This window comes from Streptomyces sp. NBC_01537, assembly GCF_045040445.1.
GTDB lineage: Bacteria > Actinomycetota > Actinomycetes > Streptomycetales > Streptomycetaceae > Actinacidiphila.
The window spans coordinates 6,189,710-6,214,241 of sequence record NZ_CP109392.1 but is presented as its reverse complement, the minus strand read 5'-3'; the positions used below and the strand labels follow the sequence as shown (position 1 = coordinate 6,214,241).

General features: G+C 70.6%; 14 protein-coding genes. 9 read left to right on the top strand and 5 right to left on the bottom strand.

The features are described 5' to 3' along the window. Nucleotides 1–188 precede the first annotated feature (188 nt). The 6 genes from OG607_RS28625 (at nt 189) to OG607_RS28600 (ending at nt 10,190) form a co-directional block, all read left to right on the top strand. Nucleotides 189–1,574: an ABC transporter substrate-binding protein gene (locus OG607_RS28625; protein WP_405729500.1), complete on the top strand. Its 1,386-nt coding sequence runs from the start codon at nt 189–191 to the stop codon at nt 1,572–1,574. Continuing rightward, nucleotides 1,574–2,905 carry an ABC transporter permease subunit gene (locus OG607_RS28620; RefSeq protein WP_405729492.1) on the top strand — a complete coding sequence of 444 codons (1,332 nt, stop codon included), beginning with the start codon at nt 1,574–1,576 and terminating at the stop codon, nt 2,903–2,905. Before OG607_RS28625 ends, OG607_RS28620 begins: the two co-directional genes overlap by 1 nt. Then, nucleotides 2,902–3,786: a carbohydrate ABC transporter permease gene (locus tag OG607_RS28615; protein ID WP_405729489.1), complete on the top strand. Its 885-nt coding sequence runs from the start codon at nt 2,902–2,904 to the stop codon at nt 3,784–3,786. Before OG607_RS28620 ends, OG607_RS28615 begins: the two co-directional genes overlap by 4 nt. A gap of 151 nt (nt 3,787–3,937) precedes the next feature. After that, nucleotides 3,938–6,205 carry a CDP-glycerol glycerophosphotransferase family protein gene (locus OG607_RS28610; RefSeq protein ID WP_405729486.1) on the top strand — a complete coding sequence of 756 codons (2,268 nt, stop codon included), beginning with the start codon at nt 3,938–3,940 and terminating at the stop codon, nt 6,203–6,205. A 60-nt stretch (nt 6,206–6,265) separates the two neighbouring features. Then, nucleotides 6,266–8,539 (top strand): CDP-glycerol glycerophosphotransferase family protein, encoded by a 2,274-nt coding sequence (locus OG607_RS28605; RefSeq protein ID WP_405729483.1) that lies wholly within the window; start codon nt 6,266–6,268, stop codon nt 8,537–8,539. Nucleotides 8,540–8,645: 106 nt separating this feature from the next. After that, nucleotides 8,646–10,190 (top strand): hypothetical protein, encoded by a 1,545-nt coding sequence (locus OG607_RS28600; RefSeq protein WP_405729480.1) that lies wholly within the window; start codon nt 8,646–8,648, stop codon nt 10,188–10,190. Between the two features lie 42 nt (nt 10,191–10,232). On the opposite strand, the gene OG607_RS28595 is transcribed toward OG607_RS28600, so the two are convergent. The 4 genes from OG607_RS28595 to OG607_RS28580 form a co-directional block, all read right to left on the bottom strand. Further along, the gene (locus OG607_RS28595; protein WP_405729477.1) at nt 10,233–15,164 is read right to left on the bottom strand and encodes an NAD-glutamate dehydrogenase; all 4,932 of its coding nucleotides are present in this window, start codon (nt 15,162–15,164) and stop codon (nt 10,233–10,235) included. A 201-nt stretch (nt 15,165–15,365) separates the two neighbouring features. Next, the gene (locus OG607_RS28590; RefSeq protein WP_405729474.1) at nt 15,366–17,621 is read right to left on the bottom strand and encodes an ATP-binding protein; all 2,256 of its coding nucleotides are present in this window, start codon (nt 17,619–17,621) and stop codon (nt 15,366–15,368) included. A 129-nt stretch (nt 17,622–17,750) separates the two neighbouring features. After that, a complete protein-coding gene (locus tag OG607_RS28585; RefSeq protein ID WP_405729471.1) occupies nt 17,751–18,410 on the bottom strand; it encodes an HAD family hydrolase in 660 nt (219 codons plus the stop codon). 69 nt (nt 18,411–18,479) lie between these two features. Further along, complete coding sequence (locus OG607_RS28580; protein ID WP_405729468.1) at nt 18,480–18,986, bottom strand: DUF6912 family protein; 507 nt, start codon at nt 18,984–18,986, stop codon at nt 18,480–18,482. 133 nt (nt 18,987–19,119) lie between these two features. Between OG607_RS28580 and OG607_RS28575 the strand changes: the two genes are divergently transcribed. Beyond that, nucleotides 19,120–19,497: an Rv3235 family protein gene (locus OG607_RS28575; protein WP_405729465.1), complete on the top strand. Its 378-nt coding sequence runs from the start codon at nt 19,120–19,122 to the stop codon at nt 19,495–19,497. A 221-nt stretch (nt 19,498–19,718) separates the two neighbouring features. Here the strand turns inward: OG607_RS28575 and secA are convergent, their stop codons facing one another. Further along, complete coding sequence (gene secA, locus OG607_RS28570) at nt 19,719–22,559, bottom strand: preprotein translocase subunit SecA (protein ID WP_405729462.1); 2,841 nt, start codon at nt 22,557–22,559, stop codon at nt 19,719–19,721. Nucleotides 22,560–22,721: 162 nt separating this feature from the next. Between secA and OG607_RS28565 the strand changes: the two genes are divergently transcribed. Then, on the top strand, nt 22,722–23,312 hold the full coding sequence (locus OG607_RS28565; protein WP_405729459.1) for a GNAT family N-acetyltransferase: 591 nt from the start codon (nt 22,722–22,724) through the stop codon (nt 23,310–23,312). A 44-nt stretch (nt 23,313–23,356) separates the two neighbouring features. Next, nucleotides 23,357–24,532, top strand: coding sequence for a winged helix-turn-helix domain-containing protein (locus tag OG607_RS28560; protein WP_405729456.1), 1,176 nt, complete (start codon nt 23,357–23,359; stop codon nt 24,530–24,532).

Genomic DNA, 24,532 nt, shown 5'->3' with positions numbered 1-24,532 from the left:
CGGTACGCGCACGGGAACCGGTCACATCAGGGTCACGATCCAACGGCCCACCGTGCACGCGCTATTGCGGCCCTTCACAGCCAAGGCGTAGGACTGGTCCCGGAACGCGGAAGCGGATGACGCGGGGACGGGACGCCCAGCGAAGCCTGCGGCGTGCGCGGATCCGCGCTGAGGGGATGGGCAGGCAGATGCGAACATCCAGCAGGCGCACGCGCAGGGTCATCATCGCAAGCGTGGCGGCGGCCACGCTGACAGCGGCAGCGGCAGGCTGCGGCGGTGGAAGCGACAACAAAGCAGGCGGCGGCAGTTCGTCGAGCGGGAGCAGCAGCGGGAGCAACAGCGGCAGCGTCACGCTCCCCAGCCTGACCGGGCAGAACTTGGAAGTCGCGGCCGTCTGGACGGGCCCCGAGCAGAAGAACTTCGTCAAGGTCCTCAAAGAGTTCGAGAAGCGCACCGGCGCGACCGTGAAGTTCGTGCCGACCGGCGACAACACCTCCACCTTCCTCGGCACCAAGATCCAGGGCGGCCAGCCGCCGGACGTCGCGTTCCTCCCGCAGGTGGGCGTACTGCGGCAGTTCGCCGAGAAGGGCTGGCTGAAACCGGTCGACAGCAGCGTCCAGGCGCAGCTGGACAAGAACTTCACCAAGGGCTGGCAGGCGCTCGGCGCGTACGAGGGCAAGCAGTACGGCGTCTACGCCAAGGCCGCCAACAAGTCGCTGGTCTGGTACAACACGGCGTCCTTCGAGACCGCCGGGATCAGCGAAGCCCCCACCACCTGGGCCGACTTCATCACCACCGCCCAGACGGTCTACGAGTCCGGTACGCCCGCCGTGTCCGTCGGCGGGGCGAACGGCTGGACGCTCACCGACTGGTTCGAGAACGTCTATCTCTCCCAGGCGGGCCCGGAGAAGTACGACCAGCTCGCCGAGCACAAGATCAAGTGGACCGACCCCTCCGTCAAGGCGGCCCTGACCACCCTCGCGGAGCTGTTCGGCAACAAGGACCTGGTCGCGGGCGGCACCAGCGGCGCCCTGCAGACGGACTTCCCGAAGTCCGTCACCCAGACCTTCACCGACCCGCCGAAGGCGGCGATGGTCTACGAGGGCGACTTCGTGGGCGCGTTCATCACCGCCAACACCAAGGCCAAGGTGGGCACGAACGCCAAGGTGTTCCCCTTCCCGGCGGTCGGCACCGGCAAGGCCCCGGTCGTGAGCGGCGGCGATGTCGCGGTGGCGCTGAAGGCCTCCAAGGGCGCGCAGGCGCTGCTGACCTTCCTGGCCTCGACCGACGCCGCGAAGATCTGGGCGTCCTCGGGCGGCTTCGTGTCCCCGAACAAGTCGCTCGACCTGTCCGCCTATCCGGATGACGTGTCACGCGCCATCGCCAAGGCCCTGGTCGCGGCGGGCGACGACTTCCGCTTCGACATGTCCGACCAGGCCCCGGCGGCGTTCGGCGGCACCGACGGCAAGGGCGAGTGGAAGGACCTCCAGGACTTCCTGGCCGACCCCAAGGACATCGCGGGCACCCAGTCCCAGCTGGAGGCGGACGCCGCCAAGGCGTACGCGAACAGCTGATGGCGACGGCGACTGCAACGCCCCCGCCACCGGTCCGCAGGAGCATCACGCGCACCCGCCCCTGGGTCGCGGCGCTCTTCCTGCTGCCCGCGCTCGTGCTGCTGGGCGCGCTGGTGGTGTACCCGATCGGGTACACCACCTGGCGCAGCTTCTTCGACGCGGGCGGTGGAAGCTTCGTCGGCCTGGACAACTACGGCTCGGTCTTCAGCGACGACAGCACGCTCACCGCGCTCAAGAACACCGCGATCTGGGTCGCGGTGGCCCCCGTCCTGGCCACCGCGCTCGGACTGGTCTTCGCCGTGCTGACCGAGCGGGTGAGCTGGGGGACCGCCTTCAAGCTGGTGGTCTTCATGCCGATGGCGATCTCGATGCTGGCCGCCGGGATCATCTTCCGGCTGGTGTACGAGCAGGATCCGAGCCGGGGTGTGGCGAACGCGGTCGTGGTCGGCGTCCACGACACCTTCGCGGAGTCCTCGCAATACCCGGGGGCCGGGGTGCGCACCGGCGGCCCGCTCAAGGCGGCCGCGGTGGGCGGCCCGTACACCACCACGGCCACCGCCCACGCCGGCACCCCCGTCGGGCTGCCGCTGATCGGCATCGCGGCGGCGAAGCTCCCGGCCGGCACCGAGAACGCCAGGCCCGCCGCCTCCGGCTCCGGGGTGAGCGGCACCGTATGGCTGGACTTCAAGCCGGGCGGCGGCGGCAGCCCGGGGGTGATCGACCCGGGCGAGAAGGCCCTGAAGGGGGTACGGGTCGAGGCGGTCGACGATTCCGGGAAGGTCGTGGCCACCGCCAGGTCCGGCCCGGACGGCACCTTCTCGCTCCCCGCGTCGGCGGACGGGACCCGGCTGCGGCTGCCCGCGTCCAACTTCGCGGAGCCGTACAACGGGATCGACTGGCTGGGGCCGAACCTGGTCACCCCGGCCATCATCGGCTCGTACATCTGGATGTGGGCGGGCTTCGCGATGGTGCTGATCGCGGCCGGGCTGGCGGGGGTGCCGCGCGAACTCCTGGAGCAGGCCCGCGTGGACGGCGCGAACGAGTGGCAGGTCTTCCGCAGGGTGACGGTGCCGCTGCTGGCGCCGGTGCTCGCGGTGGTGCTGGTGACGTTGATGATCAACGTACTGAAGATCTTCGACCTGGTCTTCATCATCGCGCCCGAGCCGTCCCAGCCCGACGCGAACGTGCTGGCCCTGCAGCTCTACCTGTCGTCCTTCGGCGGCGGCAACAACCCGGGCCTGGGCAGCGCGATCGGCGTCATCCTGCTGCTGCTCGTGGTGCCCGTGATGCTGGTCAACATCCGCCGCATGCGAAGGGAGCGCCGCGCATGACGCGCCTCGTGACAGCGGGCGACGGCGCCCGGAGCTCGCTCGTCTCACGCCTCGCCGGCAAGGCGAGCGGCGGGGTGATGCGGGTCTTCCTGATCCTCGTCGCCCTGTTCTGGCTGATGCCGACCGTCGGGCTGCTGGTCTCGTCCTTCCGGGGCCCCACCGACATCGCCGCGAGCGGCTGGTGGAAGGTGTTCACCACACCGGCGCAGCTGACCCTCACCAACTACAAGGACCTGCTGGACAACGACACCGTCACCTCCTCCTTCCTCAACACCGTGCTGATCACCGTCCCGGCGACCCTGCTGGTGGTGATCATCGGATCGCTCGCGGGCTACGCCTTCGCCTGGCTGGACTTCCCGGGCCGGGACTGGTGGTTCATGGTGGTCGTGGGGCTGCTGGTGGTGCCGATCCAGATCGCGCTGATCCCGATCGTGGACCTGTTCCGGGAGCTGGGGATCTTCGGCGACACCATCGGCGTGGTGCTCTTCCATGTCGGGTTCGGGCTGCCGTTCGCGATCTTCCTGCTCCGCAACTTCTTCGCGGAGATCCCGCGCGAACTGCTGGAGGCGGCGCGCCTGGACGGCGCGGGCGAACTGCGGCTGTTCACCACGGTGATCATGCCGCTGGGCGGGCCCGCGATCGCCTCACTGGGCATCTTCCAGTTCCTGTGGGTGTGGAACGACATGCTGGTGGCGCTGATCTTCACCAACGCCGACTCGCAGCCGCTCACGGTCGCACTGCAGCAGCAGGTACGGCAGTTCGGCAACAACATCGACGTCCTCGCGCCCGGCGCGTTCCTGTCGATGATCGTCCCGCTGGTCGTGTTCTTCGCGTTCCAGCGCCAGTTCGTCTCCGGCGTGATGGCCGGAGCCGTCAAGTAGCGACCGCAAGCAACCGTAACCAGATCACCGTTCGCGGCGTTGCCCGGAATATAACGGGCACACGCCGCGTACGTTTGCAGTTCATCCGATAACCGGCGCGCAGCCCGGCAGCCCGCCCGCGCCCGCGCTCGCCGAACTCATTGGATGTGCCTTGCCCCGCTTCAGCGTCATCGTGCCTGCCTACAAGGTGCAGGCCTACCTGCACGAATGCGTGGAGTCGGTCCTCGGACAGGGCTTCTCGGACTTCGAGCTGATCGCCGTCGACGACTGCTCACCCGACGGAAGCGGCGGCATCCTCGACGAGTTCGCGGTCCGCGACGCCCGTGTGAGCGTCATCCACCTCCAGGAGAACGTCGGCCTCGGCCGTGCCCGCAACGCCGCCCTGTCCCGCGCCACCGGCGACTACCTGCTCTTCCTCGACAGCGACGACGCCCTCACCCCCGGCTCCCTCCAGGCGATCGCCGACCGCCTTAAGCAGACCTCCGAGCCGGACGTCCTCGTCTACGACTACACCCGCACCTACTGGGACGGCCGCAGCGCCCGCAACCAGCGGGCCGACCTGCTCGCCCAGTCCCCCGACGGCCCCCAGGTCTTCGGCCTCGCCGACCGCCCCGAGCTGCTGCGGCTGCTGCAGGTCGTCTGGAACAAGGCGTACAAGCGGGAGTTCATCGAGCGCCGGGGCTTCACCTTCCCGCCCGGCTACTACGAGGACACCCCCTGGACCTATCCGGTGCTGCTCAGCGCCCGCACCATCGCGGTCCTGGACCGGGTGTGCGTCAGCTACCGGCAGCGCAGGCAGGGCAACATCCTCGGCACCACCAGCCGCAGGCACTTCGACATCTTCGAGCAGTACGACCGGGTGTTCGGCCACATCGAGAACAACCCCGGCCTCAACCGCTGGCGCCCAGCCGTCTTCGAGCGGCTGAACGCCCACATCGCCACCATCTACGGCTCCACCGACCGCCTGCCCCGCTCCGCGCGTGCCGCGTTCTTCAAGCGCGCCCGCCAGTACCACCGCCGCTACCGCCCGGCCGGCACCCCCTTGGACGCCCGTCAGTTCCTCCTCGGCATCGGCGCCCGCCGCGCCTTCGACGCCCTGCGCATGGCCGGGCAGCTGCGCCGTACGCTGCGCGCGCGTGCCGTGCTCGCGTACCGCCGCATGAGCGGCGCGGCCATGCTGCTCCACTACGGCATCCAGCGCCGCCTCCCCCTCGACCCCGGCCTCGCCGTCTTCAGCGCCTACGGTGACCGCGGCTACGCCTGCAACCCCGCCGCCCTCGAAGCCTCCGTACGGGCACTGGCCCCACATGTGCGCACCGCCTGGATCACCACCGCCCGGCACGCCCACACCCTCCCGCCCGGCGTGCGCAGGCTGCACCCCGGCAGCGCCGCCTACTGGACGGCGCTGGCGCGGGCCACGTACCTGGTCAGCAATGTGAACCTGTCCGAGCGCTACGTGAAGCGGCGGGGCCAGACCAACATCCAGACCCACCACGGCACCCCGCTCAAACACATGGGCGTCGACCTCCTCGACCGCCCGGCCGCCGCCCGCGACCTGGACTTCGACCGCCTGCTCCGGCACGCCGACCGCTGGGACTACAGCCTCTCCGCCAACCGTCACTCCACCCTGACCTGGGAGCGCGCCTACCCCTCGGGCTTCACCACCCTCGAATACGGCTACCCGCGCAACGACGTCTTCCAGCTGGCCACCGCCGACGACGTGCTGAACGTACGCAACCGCCTCGGCATCCCCCGTGAGGCCACCGCCGTCCTGTACGCCCCCACCCACCGCGACTACCGGCGCGGTCAGCGCACCCCCGCCGACCTGCGGCGCATGGCCCGCGAGCTGGGGCCGGGCTTCGTCATCCTGCTGCGCCCGCACCACCTCAGCGAGGCCCCGGCCGCCGTGCTGCCCGAAGGAGTCATCGACGTCTCCGCCCACCCCTGCGTGGAGGAGCTGTGCCTGGCGGCCGACGTCCTGCTCACGGACTACTCGTCCATCATGTTCGACTACGCCAACCTCGACCGCCCCATCGTCCTGCACACCGAGGACTGGGCCGCCTACGGGGCGGCCCGCGGCACCTACTTCAACATCATCGCCGAGCCGCCCGGCCTGGTCGCCCGCACCGAGGACGAGCTGATCGACATCCTCGCCACGGACGCCTGGCGCGGCCCCCGCTCCGCCGAGCTGCGAGCCGCCTTCCGCGCCCGCTTCTGCGCCCACGACGACGGCCACGCCGCCGAGCGCGTCATCCGCCGCGTCTTCCTCGGCGAGGACGACGGACTCCCCTCCGTCATCCCCCTGGAGCACCGCCGCCCCGCCCCCGCACCCAGCCGGGCGCGCGCCCTCACCCCGCGACCGCACACAACCGTCCCGGCCCCGGCCCTCAGTCCCTTCGAGGTGCACCCGCAGGCGTGACCGTCACGGCCACGGCCCCGTTGAACCACCTGCCCACACGTCCAGGAACCAGGAACCCCCATGCCCCGCTTCAGCATCATCGTCCCGGTCCACAAGGTGCAGGGCTACCTGCGTGAATGCCTCGACTCGGTGCTCTGCCAGTCCTTCCCCGACACCGAGCTGATCGCCGTCGACGACGCCTCCCCCGACAACTCCGGCCGCATCCTGGACGAGTACGCCGCCCGCGACACCCGCGTCACCGCCATCCACCACCCCGCCAACCGCGGCGTCGGCGCCTCCCGCAACACCGGCGCCGCCGCCGCCACCGGCGACTACCTGCTCTTCCTCGACGGCGACGACACCCTCGCACCCGGTTCCCTCGACGCCCTCGCCGAACGCCTCAAGCAGGACGGCGACCCCGACATCCTCTACTTCGACCACGTCCGCACCTACTGGTGGGACTCCGTCGACAAGAGCCTGTTCGGCGAGCTCCTGGCCTCCGCCGGCACCGATGTCTTCCGCATCACCGAACGCCCCGAATTCCTCAAGCTCTTCGCGATGACCTCGAACCGCGTCTACCGCCGCGACTTCTACCGCGGGGATCCCGAATTCGCCTTCAGCGACGGCATCTACGAGGACGCCCTCGTCTCGTACAAGACCATGCTCAGCGCCGAGCGCATCTCCTGCCTCGACCGCGTGATCCTCCAGTACCGCCAGCGCCGCACCGGCGCCAGCACGCGCAGCCCCGGCCGCAACCACTTCGTCATCTTCGACCAGTACGCACGCCTCTTCGCCTTCCTGGAGGGCAAGCCGGAACTGGCCCCGCTCCATGGCCGGCTCTTCGAACGAGCCGTCGCCCACTTCCACTTCTGCCTCAACAACCCCGACCGCATCCCGCCCCACCTCCGGCGCGAGTTCTTCCGCCTCGCCGTGCGGTGGTACCGCCGCCACCTCCCCGCCGGCTTCGTCCCGCCCGCCGAGCTGAGGTCCTTCGCGCGCGGCGGCTACGCCCGCCTGCGCATGCGCGAAAGCGCGGCATGCGCAGTGCGCGGTGCGGCCAGGCGCAAGCGCAAACTGCGCAAGACACTCGCCGTACGCGCCAAGGCCGTCCTCTACCGTTTCCACCTGCGCCGCCCCATCGACCCCGGCCTCGCGGTCTACGCGGCCTACTGGGACCGTGGCGTCCACTGCAACCCCGCCGCGATCTGGCGCAAGGCGCAGGAGCTGGCCCCGCACATCCGCGCCGTATGGGTGATCCGCAAGTCCGAGGTGGACCAGGTCCCCGAAGGCGTCGACTACGTCATCCCCGGCACCAGGCGCTACTGGCGGACCGTCGCCCGCGCCAAGTACCTGATCAACAACGTCAACTTCGCGAACGCCGTCGTCAAGCGCCCCGGCTCCGTCCACGTCCAGACCCACCACGGCACCCCGCTGAAGAAGATGGGCATCGACCAGCAGCGCTATCCCGCCTCCGCCAACGGAATGAGCTTCCGCAGGCTCCTGGACCGCGTCGACCGCTGGGACTTCAGCCTCTCGGCCAACCCCCACTCCACCGAGGTCTGGGAGCGCGTCTACCCCTCCTCCTTCCAGCAGCTCGAATCGGGCTACCCGCGCAACGACGTCTACGTCACGGCGGGCGCGGCCGAGGTGGAGGCGGCCCGCGCCGCGCTGGGCATCCCGCCCGGCCGCACGGCCATCCTCTACGCCCCCACCGTGCGGGACTACCAGAAGGGCTACGTCCCCCGGCTGGACTTCGCCCGCGTCTGCCGCGAGCTCGGCCCGGACTTCGTACTCCTCGCCCGTACGCACTACTTCCACGCCGGCGACGAGTCGCTGCGCGAGCTGCACGAGCGCGGCCTGGTCATCGACGTGTCCCGGCACTCCCCGGTCGAGGAGCTGTGCCTGGCCGCCGACGCCCTGGTCACGGACTACTCGTCCATCATGTTCGACTACGCGAATCTGGACCGCCCCATCGTCATCCACGCCGACGACTGGCCCGTCTACCGCGCCTCCCGGGGCGTCTACTTCGACCTCCTGTCCGGCGCCCCCGGCGACACCCCCGGCCCCGTCTCCACCTCCGACGACGACTTCGTGAGGATCTTCCGCGACGGCGACTGGAACAGCCCCCGCTCCGCCGGGCTCCGCAGTGAGTTCCGAGCCCGCTTCTGCGCCTTCGACGACGGCCTCGCCGCCGAGCGCGTGGTCCGCCGCGTCCTCCTCGGCGACGACTCCCCCCTCCCCCACATCCCGCTGCCCGACCGCACCCCCGCCCCGGCCCCGTCCGCCCTCCCCGAACGTCCCCGGGTCCCGGCCCCCGGCGTCGAGCCCTCCGACCAGGTCCAGTCGGCGGGATAGCCCCGCTGGGGATCCATGACCCCGAACGGCGCAGCCCCCGTGGCAGGGGTGCCGCCCACCCGGGAGGCTCGTCCCTGACGACAGGACGAATCCGGGAGGGGCCGACGTGACCGGCGTGCTGACCACGATCCACGCGAAACCGCAGGTCACCGGTGCCCGGGAGGAGGCGGGGCGGCGGGGCGGCCGATGCCCTACGCCGTACCAGGTGCTGGGCACCGCCGTCTGGCTGCTGATATCGGTGACCGCCTGGCGGCTCCCGATCGCCGCCGACTTCGGCCAGCATGCCGCCGCCGTGGAGAGAATCAGGGCGGACTGGCTGCACCCGTCCAACCCGCTGCTGGACATACCGGGCACCGGGAGCCCGTACTACACGCCGTACACCCTCGCCCTCGGGCTGACGGCCAGGGCGACGGACCTCCATGGCTGGCAGCTGCTGAGGGCGTGCGGGCCGCTGAATCTGGCGGTGCTGCTCACCGGGATCGCCACGTTCACCCGCACCCTCAGCTTGCGCCGCTGGGCGCCGGTGCTGGCTCTGGGGGCGTTCGTGGTGCTGTGGGGGCCGGCCCATATGGAGTGGAGCGGCTTCCTGGGCCTGCAGTCGATGGTGCGGGGCATCACGTATCCGAGCGCGCTCGCGGTCGGGCTGACCTTCCACCTGTGGGCGCTGACCAGCCGCTTCGCGCAGCGCGGGCCGGGTCCGGGGCCATGGGCGTACGCGGGGCTGGGGGCGCTGGCGGGGCTGGTGGTGCTGATCCATCCGTTCACGGCGATGGGCGCGGCGATCGGGATGGCGGCGCTGGTGGCGGGGCGCCGGCGCAGGTGGGCGCGGTCGAGCGGCAGGTGGGCGTTGACGGCGGCGGTGGCTTTCGCGGTGGCGGCGTGGTGGCCGTACTTCAGCGTGTTCTCGCTGATCGGCGACCCGACCACGGACTCGATGCACCGGCGGCTGTATCACGACCTGTGGTCCTGTTACGGGCTCGCGCTCGCCGGGCTGCCCGCTCTGGCCTGGCGGGCGCGGCGCGATCCGTTCGACCCGCTGGTGCTGATGTTCGTGCTGGGCTGCGGGGTGGCGGCGTACGGATGGTTCACCGGCCACTACGCGTACGGGCGGATCTTCGGGCTGCTGCTCGTGCCGCTGCAGTTCTCACTCGCGGTCGAGCTGGCGGAGATCCCGCCGTGGACCCGGCTGCATCAGTTCCTCGTCCCCCTGGCGGCGATCGCCGCCTGCGCGGGACTGGTCGCGCAGGCCGGGGCGGTGGTGCCGAAGGGCTACGCGCCGGTGGCGCTGCAGCGGACGGGCCATTGGCCGGACTACCGGTGGGCGGCGGACCGGATCCCCGTAGGCGAGGTGGTGCTCACCGACGGGTACCGGCCCAGCAGGGCGCTGCCGGCGTACGGCGCCTATCTGGTCGCGCCGACGTGGCCGGACCCGTCCACGCCGCTCGCGGTGCGGCAGGCCCGGAAGGCGGCCGTACGGGCGTACTTCTCGCCGATGACGGCCGGCGAGGACCGGCGGCGCATCGAGCGGGCGTACAAGGTCCGCTGGGTGCTGACGCTGCCGGGCGAGCCGGAGCCGCCCGGCGCGACGCGGGTGGCCTCCGGCCGGGTGACCGGGGAGCGGCTGTTCCGTCTCCGGTCACCGATCGGGTGATGACCCGGGTGATGGCCGGGTGACCGGAGACGGAACATCAGCTCAGCGATGCGTCCGGAGCAGGGTACGGATCGTGCGCATCGCGACCGACAGATTGGCCAGGTCGTAGGACTCGGAGGTCTGGATCTCCTCCAGCGTGGCCCGGGCCCGGCCGATGATCGCCGCGTTCTTGGTCTCCCAGGCCTCGAAGCGCTGCTCGGGGGTGGAGCTGCCGTTGCCCGCCGAGAGAACGTCGGCCGTGAGCGCCGCGTGGGCGGAGAAGAGGTCCTCACGGATGGCGGCGCGGGCCATGGACTGCCAGCGGTCGGCCCGGGGCAGCTCGATGATCCGGTCGAGGAGCTGGGTGATGACCAGCCGGTCGGCGAGGTCGTAGTAGACCTCGGCGACCTCAAGCGGCTCCTTGCCGGTCCGGTCGGCGACATCGACGATGTCCAGGATCGGGAAGGCCGAGGACAGGCCGGCGACGCGGGTCGCGAGCTCCTCGGGGACGCCTGCGCCGGTGAGCTCGTCGTGGATGGACTGGTACCACTCCAGGTCGGGGCCGCGCAGCAGCTTGGGCAGCACGGCCCAGACGGTGGCGACGCCTTCGGTGAAGAAGTCGATCGTGGTGGCGATCTCCAGCGGCTGCGGCCGGTTGTTGAGCAGCCAGCGCGCGGCTCGCTCGACCAGGCGCCGCGAGTGCAGCCGGATCCTGGTCTGGACGGCGGCCGGGACCGCGTTGTCCAGCGCCTCGACCTCGTCCCAGATCCGGCCGAGGCCGTAGATCGAGCGGGCGGCGGTGTGGGCGCGGACGATCTCCTCGGTGGTGGCGCCGGTCTCCTCCTTGAAGCGGTGGAGGAAGGTGCTGCCGGCCGTGTTGATGGTGTCGTTGACCAGGATCGTGGTGACGATCTCGCGGTGCAGGGCGTGGTTGTCGATCTGCGACTCGAAGGTCTCGCGCAGGGCGTGCGGGAAGTACTCGTGCAGCAGTGCCCGCAGGTACGGGTCGTCGGGCAGCCCGGTCCCGATCAGCTCGGCCGCCACCGTGATCTTGGTGTACGCGAGCAGCACGGCCAGCTCGGGCTGGGTGAGGCCCTGGCCGGCGGCGAGCCGCTCGCGGATCTGGCGGTCGGTGGGCAGGAACTCCAGGGCCCGGTCCAGGTAGCCGTCGCGCACCAGGCGGCGGATGTAGCGCTGGTGGGCGTGGAGCAGGCTGCTGGACTGGGCCATGCCGTTGCCCAGGGCCACGTTCTGCGCGTAGTTGTTGCGCAGGACGAGCGCGCCGACCTCGTCGGTCATCTCGGCGAGCAGCTTGTTGCGCTGCTTCACCGTCATGTCGCCGTCCGTGACGACCGCGTTGAGCAGGATCTTGATGTTGACCTCGTGGTCGGAGGCGTCCACACCGGCGCTGTTGTCGATCGCGTCGGTGTTGATCTTCCCGCCGTTCAGGGCGAACTCGATCCGGCCGAGCTGCGTGAGCCCGAGGTTGCCGCCCTCGCCGACGACCTTGACCCGCAGCTCGTTGCCGTCGACCCGGATCGGGTCGTTGGCCTTGTCGCCGACATCGGCGTGCGATTCCGTCGAGGCCTTGACGTAGGTGCCGATGCCGCCGTTCCACAGCAGGTCGACCTCGGCCTGGAGGATCGCCTTCATCAGCTCGGCCGGGGTCAGCTTGGCCACCGGCTGCTCGATCCCGAGGGCCTTGCGGATCTGCGGGGTGACGGTGATGGCCTTGGCGCTGCGGGGGAAGACTCCGCCGCCCGCCGAGATCAGCGAGGAGTCGTAGTCCGCCCAGCTGGACCTCGGCAGCTCGAACATGCGGCGGCGCTCGGCGAAGGAGGTGGCCGCGTCGGGGTTGGGGTCGATGAAGATGTGCCGGTGGTCGAAGGCGGCGATCAGGCGGATGTGCTCGCTGAGCAGCATGCCGTTGCCGAAGACGTCGCCGGACATGTCGCCGACGCCGACGACCGTGAAGTCCTGGGTCTGGGTGTTGTGGCCCATCTCCCGGAAGTGCCGCTTGACGGACTCCCAGGCGCCCTTGGCGGTGATGCCCATCTTCTTGTGGTCGTAGCCGACCGAGCCGCCGGAGGCGAAGGCGTCGCCGAGCCAGAAGCCGTACGAGACCGCGACCTCGTTGGCGATGTCGGAGAAGGCGGCGGTGCCCTTGTCGGCGGCGACGACGAGGTAGGTGTCGTCCTCGTCGTGGCGTACGACATCGGTCGGCGGCACGACATGGCCCGCGACCAGGTTGTCGGTGATGTCGAGCAGACCGGAGATGAAGGTCTTGTACGAGGAGATGCCCTCGGCCAGCCATGCGTCGCGGTCCACCGCCGGGTCGGGCAGCTGCTTGGCGACGAAGCCGCCCTTGGCGCCGACCGGCACGATGACGGTGTTCTTGACCATCTGCGCCTTGACCAGGCCCAGCACCTCGGTGCGGAAGTCCTCGCGCCGGTCGGACCAGCGCAGGCCGCCGCGCGCGACCTTGCCGAAGCGCAGGTGCACGCCCTCGACCTTCGGCGAGTACACCCAGATCTCGAACGCCGGGCGGGGCGCAGGCAGATCGGGGACGGCCTGCGGGTCAAATTTCACCGACAGGTAGTCGTGCGGCTTGCCGTCCTCGCGGCGCTGGAAGTAGTTGGTGCGCAGCGTCGCCTTGATGAGGGTCAGGAAGGCCCGCAGGATGCGGTCCTCGTCCAGCGACGCGACCTGGTCGAGCGCGGCGTCCAGCTCCTCCATCAGCGCGTCGGTGAGCTCGCTGCCGGCCCGCTGGTGGTCGGGGGACATCCGGGCCTGGAAGAGGTTGACCAGCAGCCGGGTGGTGTGGACGTTGGAGCGGAGGGTGTCCTCCATGTAGTCCTGGCTGAAGGTGGATCCGGCCTGCCGCAGGTACTTGGCGTAGCTGCGCAGGACGACCGCCTGGCGCCAGGTCAGTCCTGCGCGCAGGACGAGGGAGTTGAAGCCGTCGTTCTCCGCCTGGCCGGTCCAGGTGGCGGCGAAGGCCTCCTGGAAGCGCTCGCGGGCGTCGTCGCCCAGGTCCCCGAGGGAGCGGTCGATGCGCAGGCCGAAGTCGTAGATCCAGGCGCGGCTGCCGTCGCCCCTGCGCAGCTCGTACGGACGCTCGTCGATGACCTCGACGCCCAGGCGCTGCAGGATCGGCAGGACGGCGGACAGCGAGACGGGCGCGCCGGTGCGGTAGATCTTGAAGCGGCGCTCGTCCGCCGGGGCATGGACCGGCTCGTACAGGCTGAGGGTGAAGTCGTCGTCCGGCGCGAGCCGTTCGAGGTGCTGGAGGTCGGCCACGGCGCTGCGCGCGGTGAAGTCGGCCTTGTAGCCCTCGGGGAAGGAGTGCTGGTAGCGGCGGGTCAGCTCGGCCGCGCGCTCCTCGCCGCACTCGGCGTTCAGCGCCTCGGCGAAGCCGTCGGCCCAGGAGCGGGTGGCGTCGGAGAGCCGGTTCTCGATCCGCTCGACGTCGGCGTCGGTGAGGTGCACCAGCTCGGTGCCGGGCAGGACGCGGACCACGAAGTGCAGCCGGGACAGCACCGATTCGGTGTGCAGGGCGGTGAAGTCCACCGACTGCCTGCCGTTGAGCTCCTCGACGAGGATGTCGGTGATCTTCAGCCGTACGTCGGTGGTGAAGCGGTCGCGCGGCAGGTAGATCAGCGCCGAGTAGTAGCGCCCGTACTCGTCCTGGCGCAGGAACAGCCGCAGCCGGCGCCGCTCCTGCAGGTACAGCACGCTGGTCGCGATGGCCTTCAGCTGGTCCACCGGCGTCTGGAACAGCTCGTCGCGCGGGTATGTCTCCAGGATCTGCAGCAGGTCCCGGCCGTCGTGGCTCTCCGGCCCGAAGCCCGCCTTCTCCAGGACCTCGGCGACCTTGCGGCGGACCACCGGCACGCGGCGTACGGACTCGGTGTACGCGGCCGAGGAGAACAGGCCGAGGAAGCGGCGCTCGCCGATGACATTGCCCTCGGCGTCGAACTTCTTGACCCCGACGTAGTCCAGGTAGCTGCGACGGTGCACCGTGGCGCGGCTGTTGGCCTTGGTGAGGACCAGCAGCTTGTGCTCGCGGGCCTTGGCCCGTACGTCGGCGGGCAGCCGGTGGAAGGACGGCGAGACCGGGTGCTCGTCGCCGCCGGAGTGCGCGGGGTCGGAGCGCAGGATGCCCAGCCCGGTGCCGGGGACCGGCGCGAGCACGTCCTCCTGGACGCCCTCGGGGGTGGTCTCGGCGGCCAGCGCGTACTCGCGGTAGCCGAGGAAGGTGAAGTGGTCCTCGGAGAGCCAGCACAGCAGCTCCTCCGCCTCGGCGATCTCCTGCTCCGGCAGCCCCTTGGGCGGCGCGGCGGCCAGCTCGCCCGCGACGAACAGCGCGCGGTCGTGCATCTTCGTCCAGTCCTCGACCGCCTCGCGGACATCGGACAGCACGCGGCGCAGGTCTGCGGTGATCTGCTTCAGATCGGCGCGGTCGGTCTCGCGGTCGATCTCGACATGGATCCAGGACTCCACGAGCGCGTCGTGCGGCAGTTCGCCCTCGGCGGGGCGGCCGGTGCCCAGGACTTCCAGGAGCTTGCCGGTGACATCGCGCCGGACCACGATCTGCGGGTGGATCACCACATGGATGGCCCGGTCCTGCCGGGTCAGCTCATTGGTGACCGAGTCCACGAGGAACGGCATGTCGTCGGTGACCACCTCGACGACCGAGTGGCTGCACGTCCACCCGTTCTCCTCGACGGTCGGCGTGTGCACCCGTACGTTCGCCGTGCCCTGCGGGCGGGCTTCCGCCAGCCGGTAGTGCGACAGCGCCGCCCCGAACACGTCCACCGGGTCCCGCGAGACCAGGTCCTCCGCCGCGCTGTGCAGGTAGTAGCGCTGAAGGAACGCAGCTAGCGCCTTCTCGTCGAGCCCCTGACCTGGTTTGCCCCCCGACGGGCTGTTCTCGGCGACCCGGGCGGCCCGTTCGAGCAGCTCGGCCTTGGCTTCGTCCAGCTTGGTCTGCATGTCCTCATGCTCCTGTCGCGCGCCATTGCGAGACGTAGGTGACGGTCCGAATCCGAAGATCAGCGCTGATCTCGCTCAAGGCTATCGCTCCCGCCGGGGGGCTGTCGGGGGCCCTATGTGTACAAAAAGATGAACCGATGTTTGACGAACCGGCCAGTGCCGGCCGGCGCACCGGCGGGCGCGCAGCCGCTGACGCGGGCCTCAGCCGTCGCCGGCCAGCGCCGCGATCTCCGTCCGGGAGGACACCCCGAGCTTCGCGAGGATGTGCTCGACATGCGCGTCAGCCGTCCGCTTCGAGATCACCAGCCGCTCCGCGACCTCCCGGTTGGACAGCCCCTGCGCGACGAGCGCCGCCACCTCCCGCTCCCGGGGCGTCAGCCCCTCCGGCCCGGAACGGCCGCCGCCGCGCTCCGCGTCCTGCGCAGGCAGCCGTAACGGCGAGTCCGCGTCGGCGAGCACCAGTTCGACCACGCGGTCCAGCGCCAGCCGGGCGCCCCGTTCATTGAGCCGCCCGTACGCCCGCTCGCCGAGCGCCTCACGCGCGTCGCGCTCGGAACGGGCGTGCTGCGCAAGCAGCGTTTCGACGCCGAACATGGGCGTGCCGATGCGCCGCCACAGCGTCTGCGCGGCACCGAGCATCCAGGCGGTGCGGGCGTAGCGCCCGTCCTCCGCCGCGACCCAGGCCAGGGCCTCGGTGCAGTGCGCGAGCCCCCACACCTCGCCGAGCTCGCGCTTCATCACCAACGCGGAGCGGATCAGCCGGGAGCATCCGGCCCGGTCGCCGGTGTCCCAGGCGACGATGCCCTTGATCAGCATGATGTTGGACTGGATCATGCACTCGCCGCTCGCCTCGCCCAGGTACTCCATGGCCCGGTCGCACATCTCGACCGCCCCGGGGACGTCGTTCATGACGGCCCGCAGGAAGCCCTCCTGGTAGTGCGAGACGACCAGCCCGAGCCGGTCGTCGAGGGCCCGCAGCCTGGCCCGGGCGTCCTCGGTGTGCTCCCGGGAGAGCTCCTTCTCGCCGTACAGGCCGTGAACGCCCCCGATGTAGCCGATCGCGTAGGCCAGCGCGGCCTGGTCACCGGCCTGCTCGGCGGTGCGGCGCGCCTCGGTGAAGCGGGTGAGGGCGGGTTCCAGATCGCCCTGCATGAGGGCGAGGATCCCGGAGACGACGAGCGCGTGCGCCCGCTCGGGGCCGGGGTCGGGGCTCAGGGACAGGCCCTTGTCGAGCCAGTAGCGGCCTTCCGTGGGCAGCCCGGAGGTCAGCCAGTACGCCCAGAGCTTGCTGGCCAGCACGAGGCCGTGGAGGTGGCCCTGCGGCTCGGCGAACGCGTACTCCAGGGCGGCGCGCAGATTGGCCTGATCGCGCACCAGCGCCTTGTAGAGGGTGACCTGCTCCTCGGTGAGCAGGCGGTCGAAGAAACGCTCGGCGAGCAGCAGGTGGTGGTCCCGGTGGCGGCGCCTGCAGGCCGGTGTGCCGCCGGTCTGGGCGAGCCACTCGGCCCCGTACTCGCGGATGGTGTCGAGCAGCCGGTAGCGGGTGCCGCCGGGGCCGTCCACGCGCAGGACGACCGACTTGTCGACCAGCGCGATGAGGTGCTCCAGCACCTCCACCGGCGGCAGATCGCCGCCCGAGCAGACCTGCTCGACGGCCGCGAGGTCGAAGGTGCCGGCGAAGACCGACAGCCGGGCCCACAGCAGCCGCTCCTGCGGCGTGCACAGCTCGTGGGACCAGCCGATGGTCGTGCGCAGCGTCTGGTGCCGGGACAGGCCGGTGCGGGCCGCACGGTTGCTCCCGAGGATGCGGAACCGGTCCTCCAGGCGGGCGGTGAGCTGGTCCAGCGGGATGGCCCGCAGGCGTACGGTGGCCAGCTCGATGGCCAGCGGGATGCCGTCCAGGCGGCGGCACAGCACGAGCACATCGGCCCGGTTGGCCTCGGTGACCGCGAAACCGGGCACCACGGCCGCCGCCCGCCGCCCGAACAGCGCCACGGCGTCCTGCACCGGCAGCGGCGGGATCTGCAGGGTGTGCTCGCCCGGCACGTCCAGCGGCTGCCTGCTGGTGGCCAGGACGGTGACCCCGGGGGCCTCGCGCAGCAGTACGTCGGCGAGCATCGCGCACGCGTCGACCAGATGTTCACAGGTGTCCAGGACCACCAGGACCCGCCGGTCCCGCAGATACTCGACCAGCAGGTCCAGCGTCGGCCGGGCGGACTGCGCGGGCAGCCCCAGCAGGGTGGCCAGGGTGTGCGGCAGCAGCTCCGGGTCCTGCAGCTCCGACAGCTCGACCAGGCAGACCCCGTCCGGGTGGTCCGGCCTCGCCTCGGCGGCGGCGCGCAGCGCTATCCGGCTCTTGCCGACCCCGCCGGGCCCGGTCAGCGTCACCAGACGGGCGCGGTCCAGGAGCCTGCGCACCTTGGCCAGCTCCGCAGTCCTGCCGACCAACTCGGTCACTTCAACCGGGAGTTCCCCACGACGCCGCCCACCGAAGCCGAGTGTCATACATCACAGCGTACTTATCCCACTACATCCGGTGAGCGCGAATCGGCCGACCTCTCCCGAGCCGGCCGACCGCTGCCGGACTCATCCCGCCAGCGCCTGCGCCACCTCGACCGCGTCCGCCAGGCTGTCCACCACCGGCACCCCGGCCAGCTCCAGGCTCGCCCGGCTGTGCGAGCCCCCGGTGTACAGCACCGCCCGGGCGCCGACATGCGCGGCGGCCACGGCATCGTCCACCGCGTCACCGATCACGACGACCCGGCGCGGGTCGATGTCGATGTCCTCGATCGCCGCGAGATGCCGCGCCATCTGCTCGGACTTGCCGGTGTGGCTGCCGTCGACCCGGCCGTCCACCCGTATGAAGTGGTCCTCGATGCCATGCGTACGGATGATCGGCAGCAGCTGCTCGTGCGGCGCCAGCGAGCACAGCGACTGGGTCAGGCCCTCGTACCGCCACCGGGCCAGGATCTCCGCCGCGTCCTGGGTGAGGCCGCAGGTGCCGGCGAGCGTCCAGTAGTGGCGGTGGAATATCTCGTCCATCACCTCCCACTCGTCATCCGTGGGAAGCCGGCCCATCACCCGTTCGTAGAACTTGGGCACGGGTACGCAGTACAGCTCGCGGTACCGGTCCAGCGTGATCCGGGGCAGCCCGATCTCGGCGAACGAGGCGTTCGTGGCCTCGATCACCGCGTCGATGTCATGGAGCAGCGTGCCGTTCCAGTCCCACACGAGATGCGCGTTCACATCAAGCACCGTACCCAGGGGCACCAACAATCGGGAAAACCCGCAGGTAAAAAAGGCCTCGGGTGGCCGTCAGCCGATGAGCCCGGGGATCTCCTGGGTCGCGTACCAGAGCAGCTCATGATCCTCGACGCCGTCCACGACGAACTGCGCGTCGTCGTCCCCCGCGTCCGCCGCACCCAGCGCCTCGGCCGCTGCGGCCACATCCGGCTCCGCGTCGTCCGCGTCCGCGTGCACCGCCGCCGTCCTCGTCATCGGTACCGCCGCCGAGAGCCGCACCTCGCCCAGCCCGGCCTGGTCCAGGCTCCGGGACGGGTCGTACGACACCGCCGCGTCCTCGACCTCCACCACCACGACCACCCGGCGGCGCGGCGCCTCCGGCTGCAGGGCCAGCTGCCGCAGCGAGGCCTGCGCGGCCCGGGTCAGCGCGGCGTACTCCAACTCCTCGATGTCGTCGGAGACATACCACTCGCGCAGCGCGGGCGTGACGGCATAGGCATCCAGCGGAGCGGGACCCACCTCACCCGCCTTGTGCGCCTCGGCCAGGCCGGGAAGGGTCGTGGGGATATAGACGCGCATGGCGTCAGCATACGTGCGGCACCCCCCTGATAGGTGAACTCACCGCCGCCTCCCGGCCCGCCCGATCAGCACCCCCGCCCGGTCCCCGGTGCGACTACAACCCCGGTTACCGATCAGTAACGGGGGTTACACCATGACCACAGCCATCGCCGTAGGCCGCCGCTCCCAGCCGCACTTCTGGTTCGCCGACCGCCTCCTCGGCATCCTCACCGGCCGCCGGCCCATCGCCTGCCTCGCCGGCCTCATCACCGACGACGACTACGACCGCCTCTGGAACCTCACCAACACCCGCTCCGACTGGCGCCACCGCGCCCGCGGCCACCTCCCCTCCCTCCGCCACTGCCGCTTCTCCCCCACCACCCCCGGCACCCTCGAAATCACCGCCATCGTCGCCCTCACCCGCGACTGCGTCCGCGCCATCGTCTTCCGCCTCGAACGCGCCCCCGGCGGTGAGCATCCCCCATCGAGCGTCCGCGGCTGGCGCTGCACGGCGATCGAAGCGATCGAGTAATCCAGCACCATTCCAGCCCCTCCGGCGTTTGAGGAGCGGGGTCCGGGGCGGAGCCCCCACGCGGCGCCAGCCGCAAATCGGATGCAGCCGGGAAGGGGCGGGGTGGGGGAATCCCCCTCCCCCCACCGGACCGCAGCTGCCCCTGCACGCGCACCACCCGCCGCAAACGCCGGAAGGGCCGGCCCCACCCGGGACCGGCCCTTCCACAGACGCGCTACGCGCTACTTCTTACGGCGCCGGCCGCCCTTGGCGGCCTTACGCCGCTCCGCCCGCGTAAGCACTTCCTCCCCGGCGTCATCGCCGGCGTCGCCGTTGTCGAAATCGCCCTCGACGACGCCGCCCTCACCGTCCACCGACGGCGCCGAGAAGTGCAGCCTGTCCGCCCGCTTGGGAGCCTCCAGCCCCTTCGCCCGGATCTCCGGCCGCGCCGCGGGGATGGCGTCCTGCTTGGCGAGCGAAGGCGCATCGGCCACCGCGACCGCCGCGTCCTCCACCGGGACCTCCTCGACCTGCTGCTCGACCTGGACCTCCAGGTTGAACAGGTAGCCGACGGACTCCTCCTTGATGCCGTCCATCATCTGCGTGAACATGTCGAAGCCCTCGCGCTGGTACTCGACCAGCGGGTCGCGCTGCGCCATCGCCCGCAGGCCGATGCCCTCCTGGAGGTAGTCCATCTCGTAGAGGTGCTCACGCCACTTGCGGTCCAGGACCGACAGCACGACCCGCCGCTCCAGCTCGCGGGTGATCTCCTCGCCGAGCGACGTCTCACGGGCCTCGTACTGCTCGTGGATGTCGTCCTTGACCATCTCCTCGATGAACTCGGCGGTGATCCCGGCGCGGTCCCCGGCCGCCTCCTCCAGGTCATCGACCGTCACCGTGACCGGGTAGAGCTGCTTGAAGGCGCCCCACAGCCGCTCCAGGTCCCAGTCCTCGGCAAAGCCCTCGGCCGTCTCGATCGCGATGTAGTCGTCGATCGTGTCGTCCATGAAGTGACGTACCTGCTCGTGCAGGTCCTCGCCCTCCAGGACGCGGCGCCGCTCGCCGTAGATGACCTCGCGCTGGCGGTTGAGCACCTCGTCGTACTTCAGGACGTTCTTGCGGATCTCGAAGTTCTGCTGCTCGACCTGCGACTGGGCCGAGGCGATGGCCCGCGTGACCATCTTGTTCTCGATCGGGACGTCGTCCGGCACATTCGCCATGGACATCACACGCTCGACCATCTGCGCCTTGAACAGCCGCATCAGGTCGTCGCCCAGCGACAGGTAGAAGCGGGACTCGCCCGGGTCGCCCTGACGGCCGGAGCGGCCGCGCAGCTGGTTGTCGATACGCCGCGACTCGTGACGCTCGGTCCCGAGGACGTACAGCCCGCCCAGCTCCTTGACCTCCTCGAACTCGGCCTTCACCGCCGCCTCGGCGCGCTCCAGCGCCTCGGGCAGAGCCGCGGCCCACTCCTCGACGTGCTCGACCGGGTCCAGGCCGCGCTGGCGCAGCTCCGCCTCGGCGAGGTCGTCGGGGTTGCCGCCGAGCTTGATGTCGGTGCCTCGGCCGGCCATGTTCGTGGCCACCGTGACCGCGCCCTTGCGGCCGGCCTGGGCGACGATCGAGGCCTCACGGTCGTGCTGCTTGGCGTTGAGCACCTCGTGCGGGACGCCACGCTTGGCGAGCTGCTGCGAGAGGTACTCGGACTTCTCGACGGAGACGGTGCCGACCAGGACCGGCTGGCCCTTCTCGTGCTTCTCGGCGATGTCCTCGACGACGGCCGCGAACTTCGCCTCCTCGGTGCGGTAGATCAGGTCCGCGCGGTCCAGGCGCTGGGCCGGCCGGTTGGTCGGGATCGGGACGACGCCGAGCTTGTAGATCTGGTGGAACTCCGCGGCCTCGGTCATGGCCGTACCGGTCATGCCGGAGAGCTTGTCGTAGAGGCGGAAGAAGTTCTGCAGGGTGATCGTGGCGAGGGTCTGGTTCTCGTCCTTGATGTCCACCCCTTCCTTCGCCTCGATCGCCTGGTGCATGCCCTCGTTGTAGCGGCGGCCGGCGAGGATACGGCCGGTGTGCTCGTCGACGATCATGACCTCGCCGTCCATGACGACGTAGTCCTTGTCCTTCTTGTAGAGCTCCTTCGCCTTGATGGCGTTGTTGAGGTAGCCCACAAGCGGGGTGTTGACGGACTCGTAGAGGTTGTCGATGCCCAGCCAGTCCTCGACCTTGGCGACACCCGGCTCGTGGATGGAGACGGTGCGCTTCTTCTCGTCGAAGTCGTAGTCGCCGGTCTCCTGCTGCGGCTTGCCGTCCGAGTCACGCTTCATCGGGTTGGCGGCCTCGCCGGCCTTCAGGCGGTTCACGAGCTTGGCGAAGTCCGAGTACCACTTCGTCGCCTGGTCCGCCGGACCGGAGATGATCAGCGGCGTACGGGCCTCGTCGATGAGGATCGAGTCGACCTCGTCGACGATGGCGAAGTTGTGGCCGCGCTGCACCAGCTCTTCCTGCGACCACGCCATGTTGTCGCGCAGGTAGTCGAAGCCGAACTCGTTGTTGGTGCCGTACGTGATGTCGCACGCGTACATCTCACGGCGCTGCGCCGGGGTCTGGTTGGACAGGATGCAGCCGACCTCCAGGCCGAGGAACTTGTGCACCCGGCCCATCCACTCCGAGTCGCGCTCGGCGAGGTAGTCGTTGACCGTGATCAGGTGCACGCCCTTGCCGGTCAGCGCGTTGAGATACGCGGGCAGGGTGCCGACCAGGGTCTTGCCCTCACCGGTGCGCATCTCGGCGACGTAGCCGAGGTGCAGGGCCGCGCCGCCCATCAGCTGGACGTCGTAGTGGCGCTGCCCGAGGACGCGCTTGGCGGCCTCGCGGACGGTGGCGAACGCCTCGGGAAGTAGGTCGTCCAGGCTCTCACCGTCCGCGTACCGCTCCTTGTACTCGTCCGTGAGAGCCCGCAGCTCGGCGTCGGAGAGGCTGATGAAATCCTCTTCGATGGAAGTGACCTGGTCCGCGATGCGGTGCAGCTTGCGCAGGATCTTGCCTTCGCCTGCACGCAGGATCTTGTTGAGGACGGACACGTAGGTTGGCTCCTTGCCGGTCGGGCCTGGCACACACTTCGCGCTGGGCACAGCAGGTCATGCCCCGCTGCAACGGCCATCGTAAGCGAGGACACCAGCGCCCTGGGAGGTCCGTAGGCACACCGAGTGGTTCTGCACCCGATTTCAGTGATACTGCGGACCATGGAAGCGATAACCCTCACGACGGAGCGCCTGCTGCTCCGCCCCTTCACCCCTGCGGACGCCGAGGCCGTGCACGCCGCATGCCGGGATCCGGAGATCCCGCGCTGGACGCCGGTGCCCTCTCCTTATACGTATGAGCACGCCGAATCGTTCGTGGGCACGGTGTGCCCGGACGGGTGGCGGAACGACACCGTGTACAACTTCGCCGTCACGACAAAGGACGGCGGACGGCTGGTGGGCTCCATGGGGCTGGTGAGACTGGGCGAGCTCAAGGCCCCCCAGCGGCAGGCCGAGCTCGGCTACTGGACGGCCAAGGAGATGCGGGGCCTCGGCTACACCGTGGAGGCGGCGCGGACCATCGTGCGCTGGGGCTTCGAGGAACTGGGCGTCGAGCGCATGGAGTGGTACGCCGAGGCCGGCAACGCCGGCTCGCGGGCGGTCGCCCTGAAAACCGGCTTCCGGATGGAGGGCACGATGCGCGCCAAGATCCCCTACAACGGCACCCGCCGGGACGCCTGGGTCGGCTCGCTCCTCCCCTCCGACCTGGGGCTGAGCACCGCGACGCCGTATCTGCCCTACGCCGGCGGCTGATTGCCGGCGACTGGTTGTCAGTGCCCGCCTCTACGCTGACCGGCATGACGACACCGGTCTCCCTCTCCGCCGCCGACGCCCGCCGGATCGCGCTGCGCGCACAGGGCTTCCTGGGCACGCCCGACCGCCGCGGCGGCGTACGGGGCGTGCTGCGGCACCTGGGCGCGGTGCAGCTCGACACGATCTCGGTGCTGGCGAGGTCCCATGAGCTGATTCCGTACTCCCGGCTGGGAGCCGTCGGCCGGGACGCGGTGGAGTCCGCGTACTGGACGGACAATCACGCTTTCGAGTACTGGTCGCACGCCGCCTGCATCCTCCCGATCGAGGAGTGGCCGCACTTCGCCTTCCGCCGCCGGGCCCGCCGGGCGCGCGGTTACCGCTGGCACGAGCTGGCCGACGCCGAGCGCTCGTGCGCCGCCGTCCTGGACCGGCTCCGAGCCGACGGGCCGCTCACCTCGACCGAGCTGGGTGGCGCGAAGAACGGCGGGCCGTGGTGGGACTGGTCCGAGACGAAGATCGCGGTCGAGTGGCTGCTCGACACCGGCGAGGTGGTCTGCACCCGCCGGCGCAGCTGGAAGCGGGTGTACGACCTCGCCGAGCGCGCCGTGCCCGGCCCCCTCCTCCACGACGACCTCGACGACGCCGAGTGCTGGCGCCGTCTGGTCGCCCAGGCCGGCGCCGCGATGGGCGTCGCCACCCGGGCCGACCTCGCCGACTACCACCGCCTCAAGGGCCAGCAGGTCGACGCCGTGATCGCCGACTCCGGCCTGGTCCCCGTCCAGATCGATGGCTGGGCCAAGCCCGCCTGGGCCGACCCCGCCGCCCTCGCCGCCCCGCCCCGCGGCCGCCACCGCACGACGCTGCTGTCCCCCTTCGACTCCCTGGTCTGGGACCGCCCCCGCACCGAGCGCGTCTTCGGCTTCACCCACCGCCTTGAGGCGTACGTCCCCAAGCCCCAGCGCATACACGGCTACTTCGCCATGCCCCTGCTCTCCGGCGGCAACCTCATCGGCCGCGTCGACCCCGCCCGCGACGGCCGCACCCTGGTCGCCCGCCAGGTGTCCCTGGACGGCCCCAAAGCGGTCGAGCCGATGGCCACCGCCCTCGTCGAGGCCGCCACGTGGGTCGGCTGCACCGATGTCCGGGTCGAGCGTGTCATGCAGGACGACCTGCGGGACACGCTGATCGGCGCGCTCAAGCGCAGCCACGACCTGCGGTAG

Bases quoted from the DNA above. Each gene is read 5' to 3' on its own strand.
- OG607_RS28615 (WP_405729489.1), top strand. From the start codon at position 2,902: ATGACGCGCCTCGTGACAGCGGGCGACGGCGCCCGGAGCTCGCTCGTC.
- OG607_RS28580 (WP_405729468.1), bottom strand. From the start codon at position 18,986: ATGCGCGTCTATATCCCCACGACCCTTCCCGGCCTGGCCGAGGCGCAC.
- OG607_RS28560 (WP_405729456.1), top strand. From the start codon at position 23,357: ATGACGACACCGGTCTCCCTCTCCGCCGCCGACGCCCGCCGGATCGCG.
- OG607_RS28620 (WP_405729492.1), top strand. From the start codon at position 1,574: ATGGCGACGGCGACTGCAACGCCCCCGCCACCGGTCCGCAGGAGCATC.
- OG607_RS28625 (WP_405729500.1), top strand. From the start codon at position 189: ATGCGAACATCCAGCAGGCGCACGCGCAGGGTCATCATCGCAAGCGTG.
- OG607_RS28565 (WP_405729459.1), top strand. From the start codon at position 22,722: ATGGAAGCGATAACCCTCACGACGGAGCGCCTGCTGCTCCGCCCCTTC.
- OG607_RS28575 (WP_405729465.1), top strand. From the start codon at position 19,120: ATGACCACAGCCATCGCCGTAGGCCGCCGCTCCCAGCCGCACTTCTGG.
- OG607_RS28605 (WP_405729483.1), top strand. From the start codon at position 6,266: ATGCCCCGCTTCAGCATCATCGTCCCGGTCCACAAGGTGCAGGGCTAC.
- OG607_RS28595 (WP_405729477.1), bottom strand. From the start codon at position 15,164: ATGCAGACCAAGCTGGACGAAGCCAAGGCCGAGCTGCTCGAACGGGCC.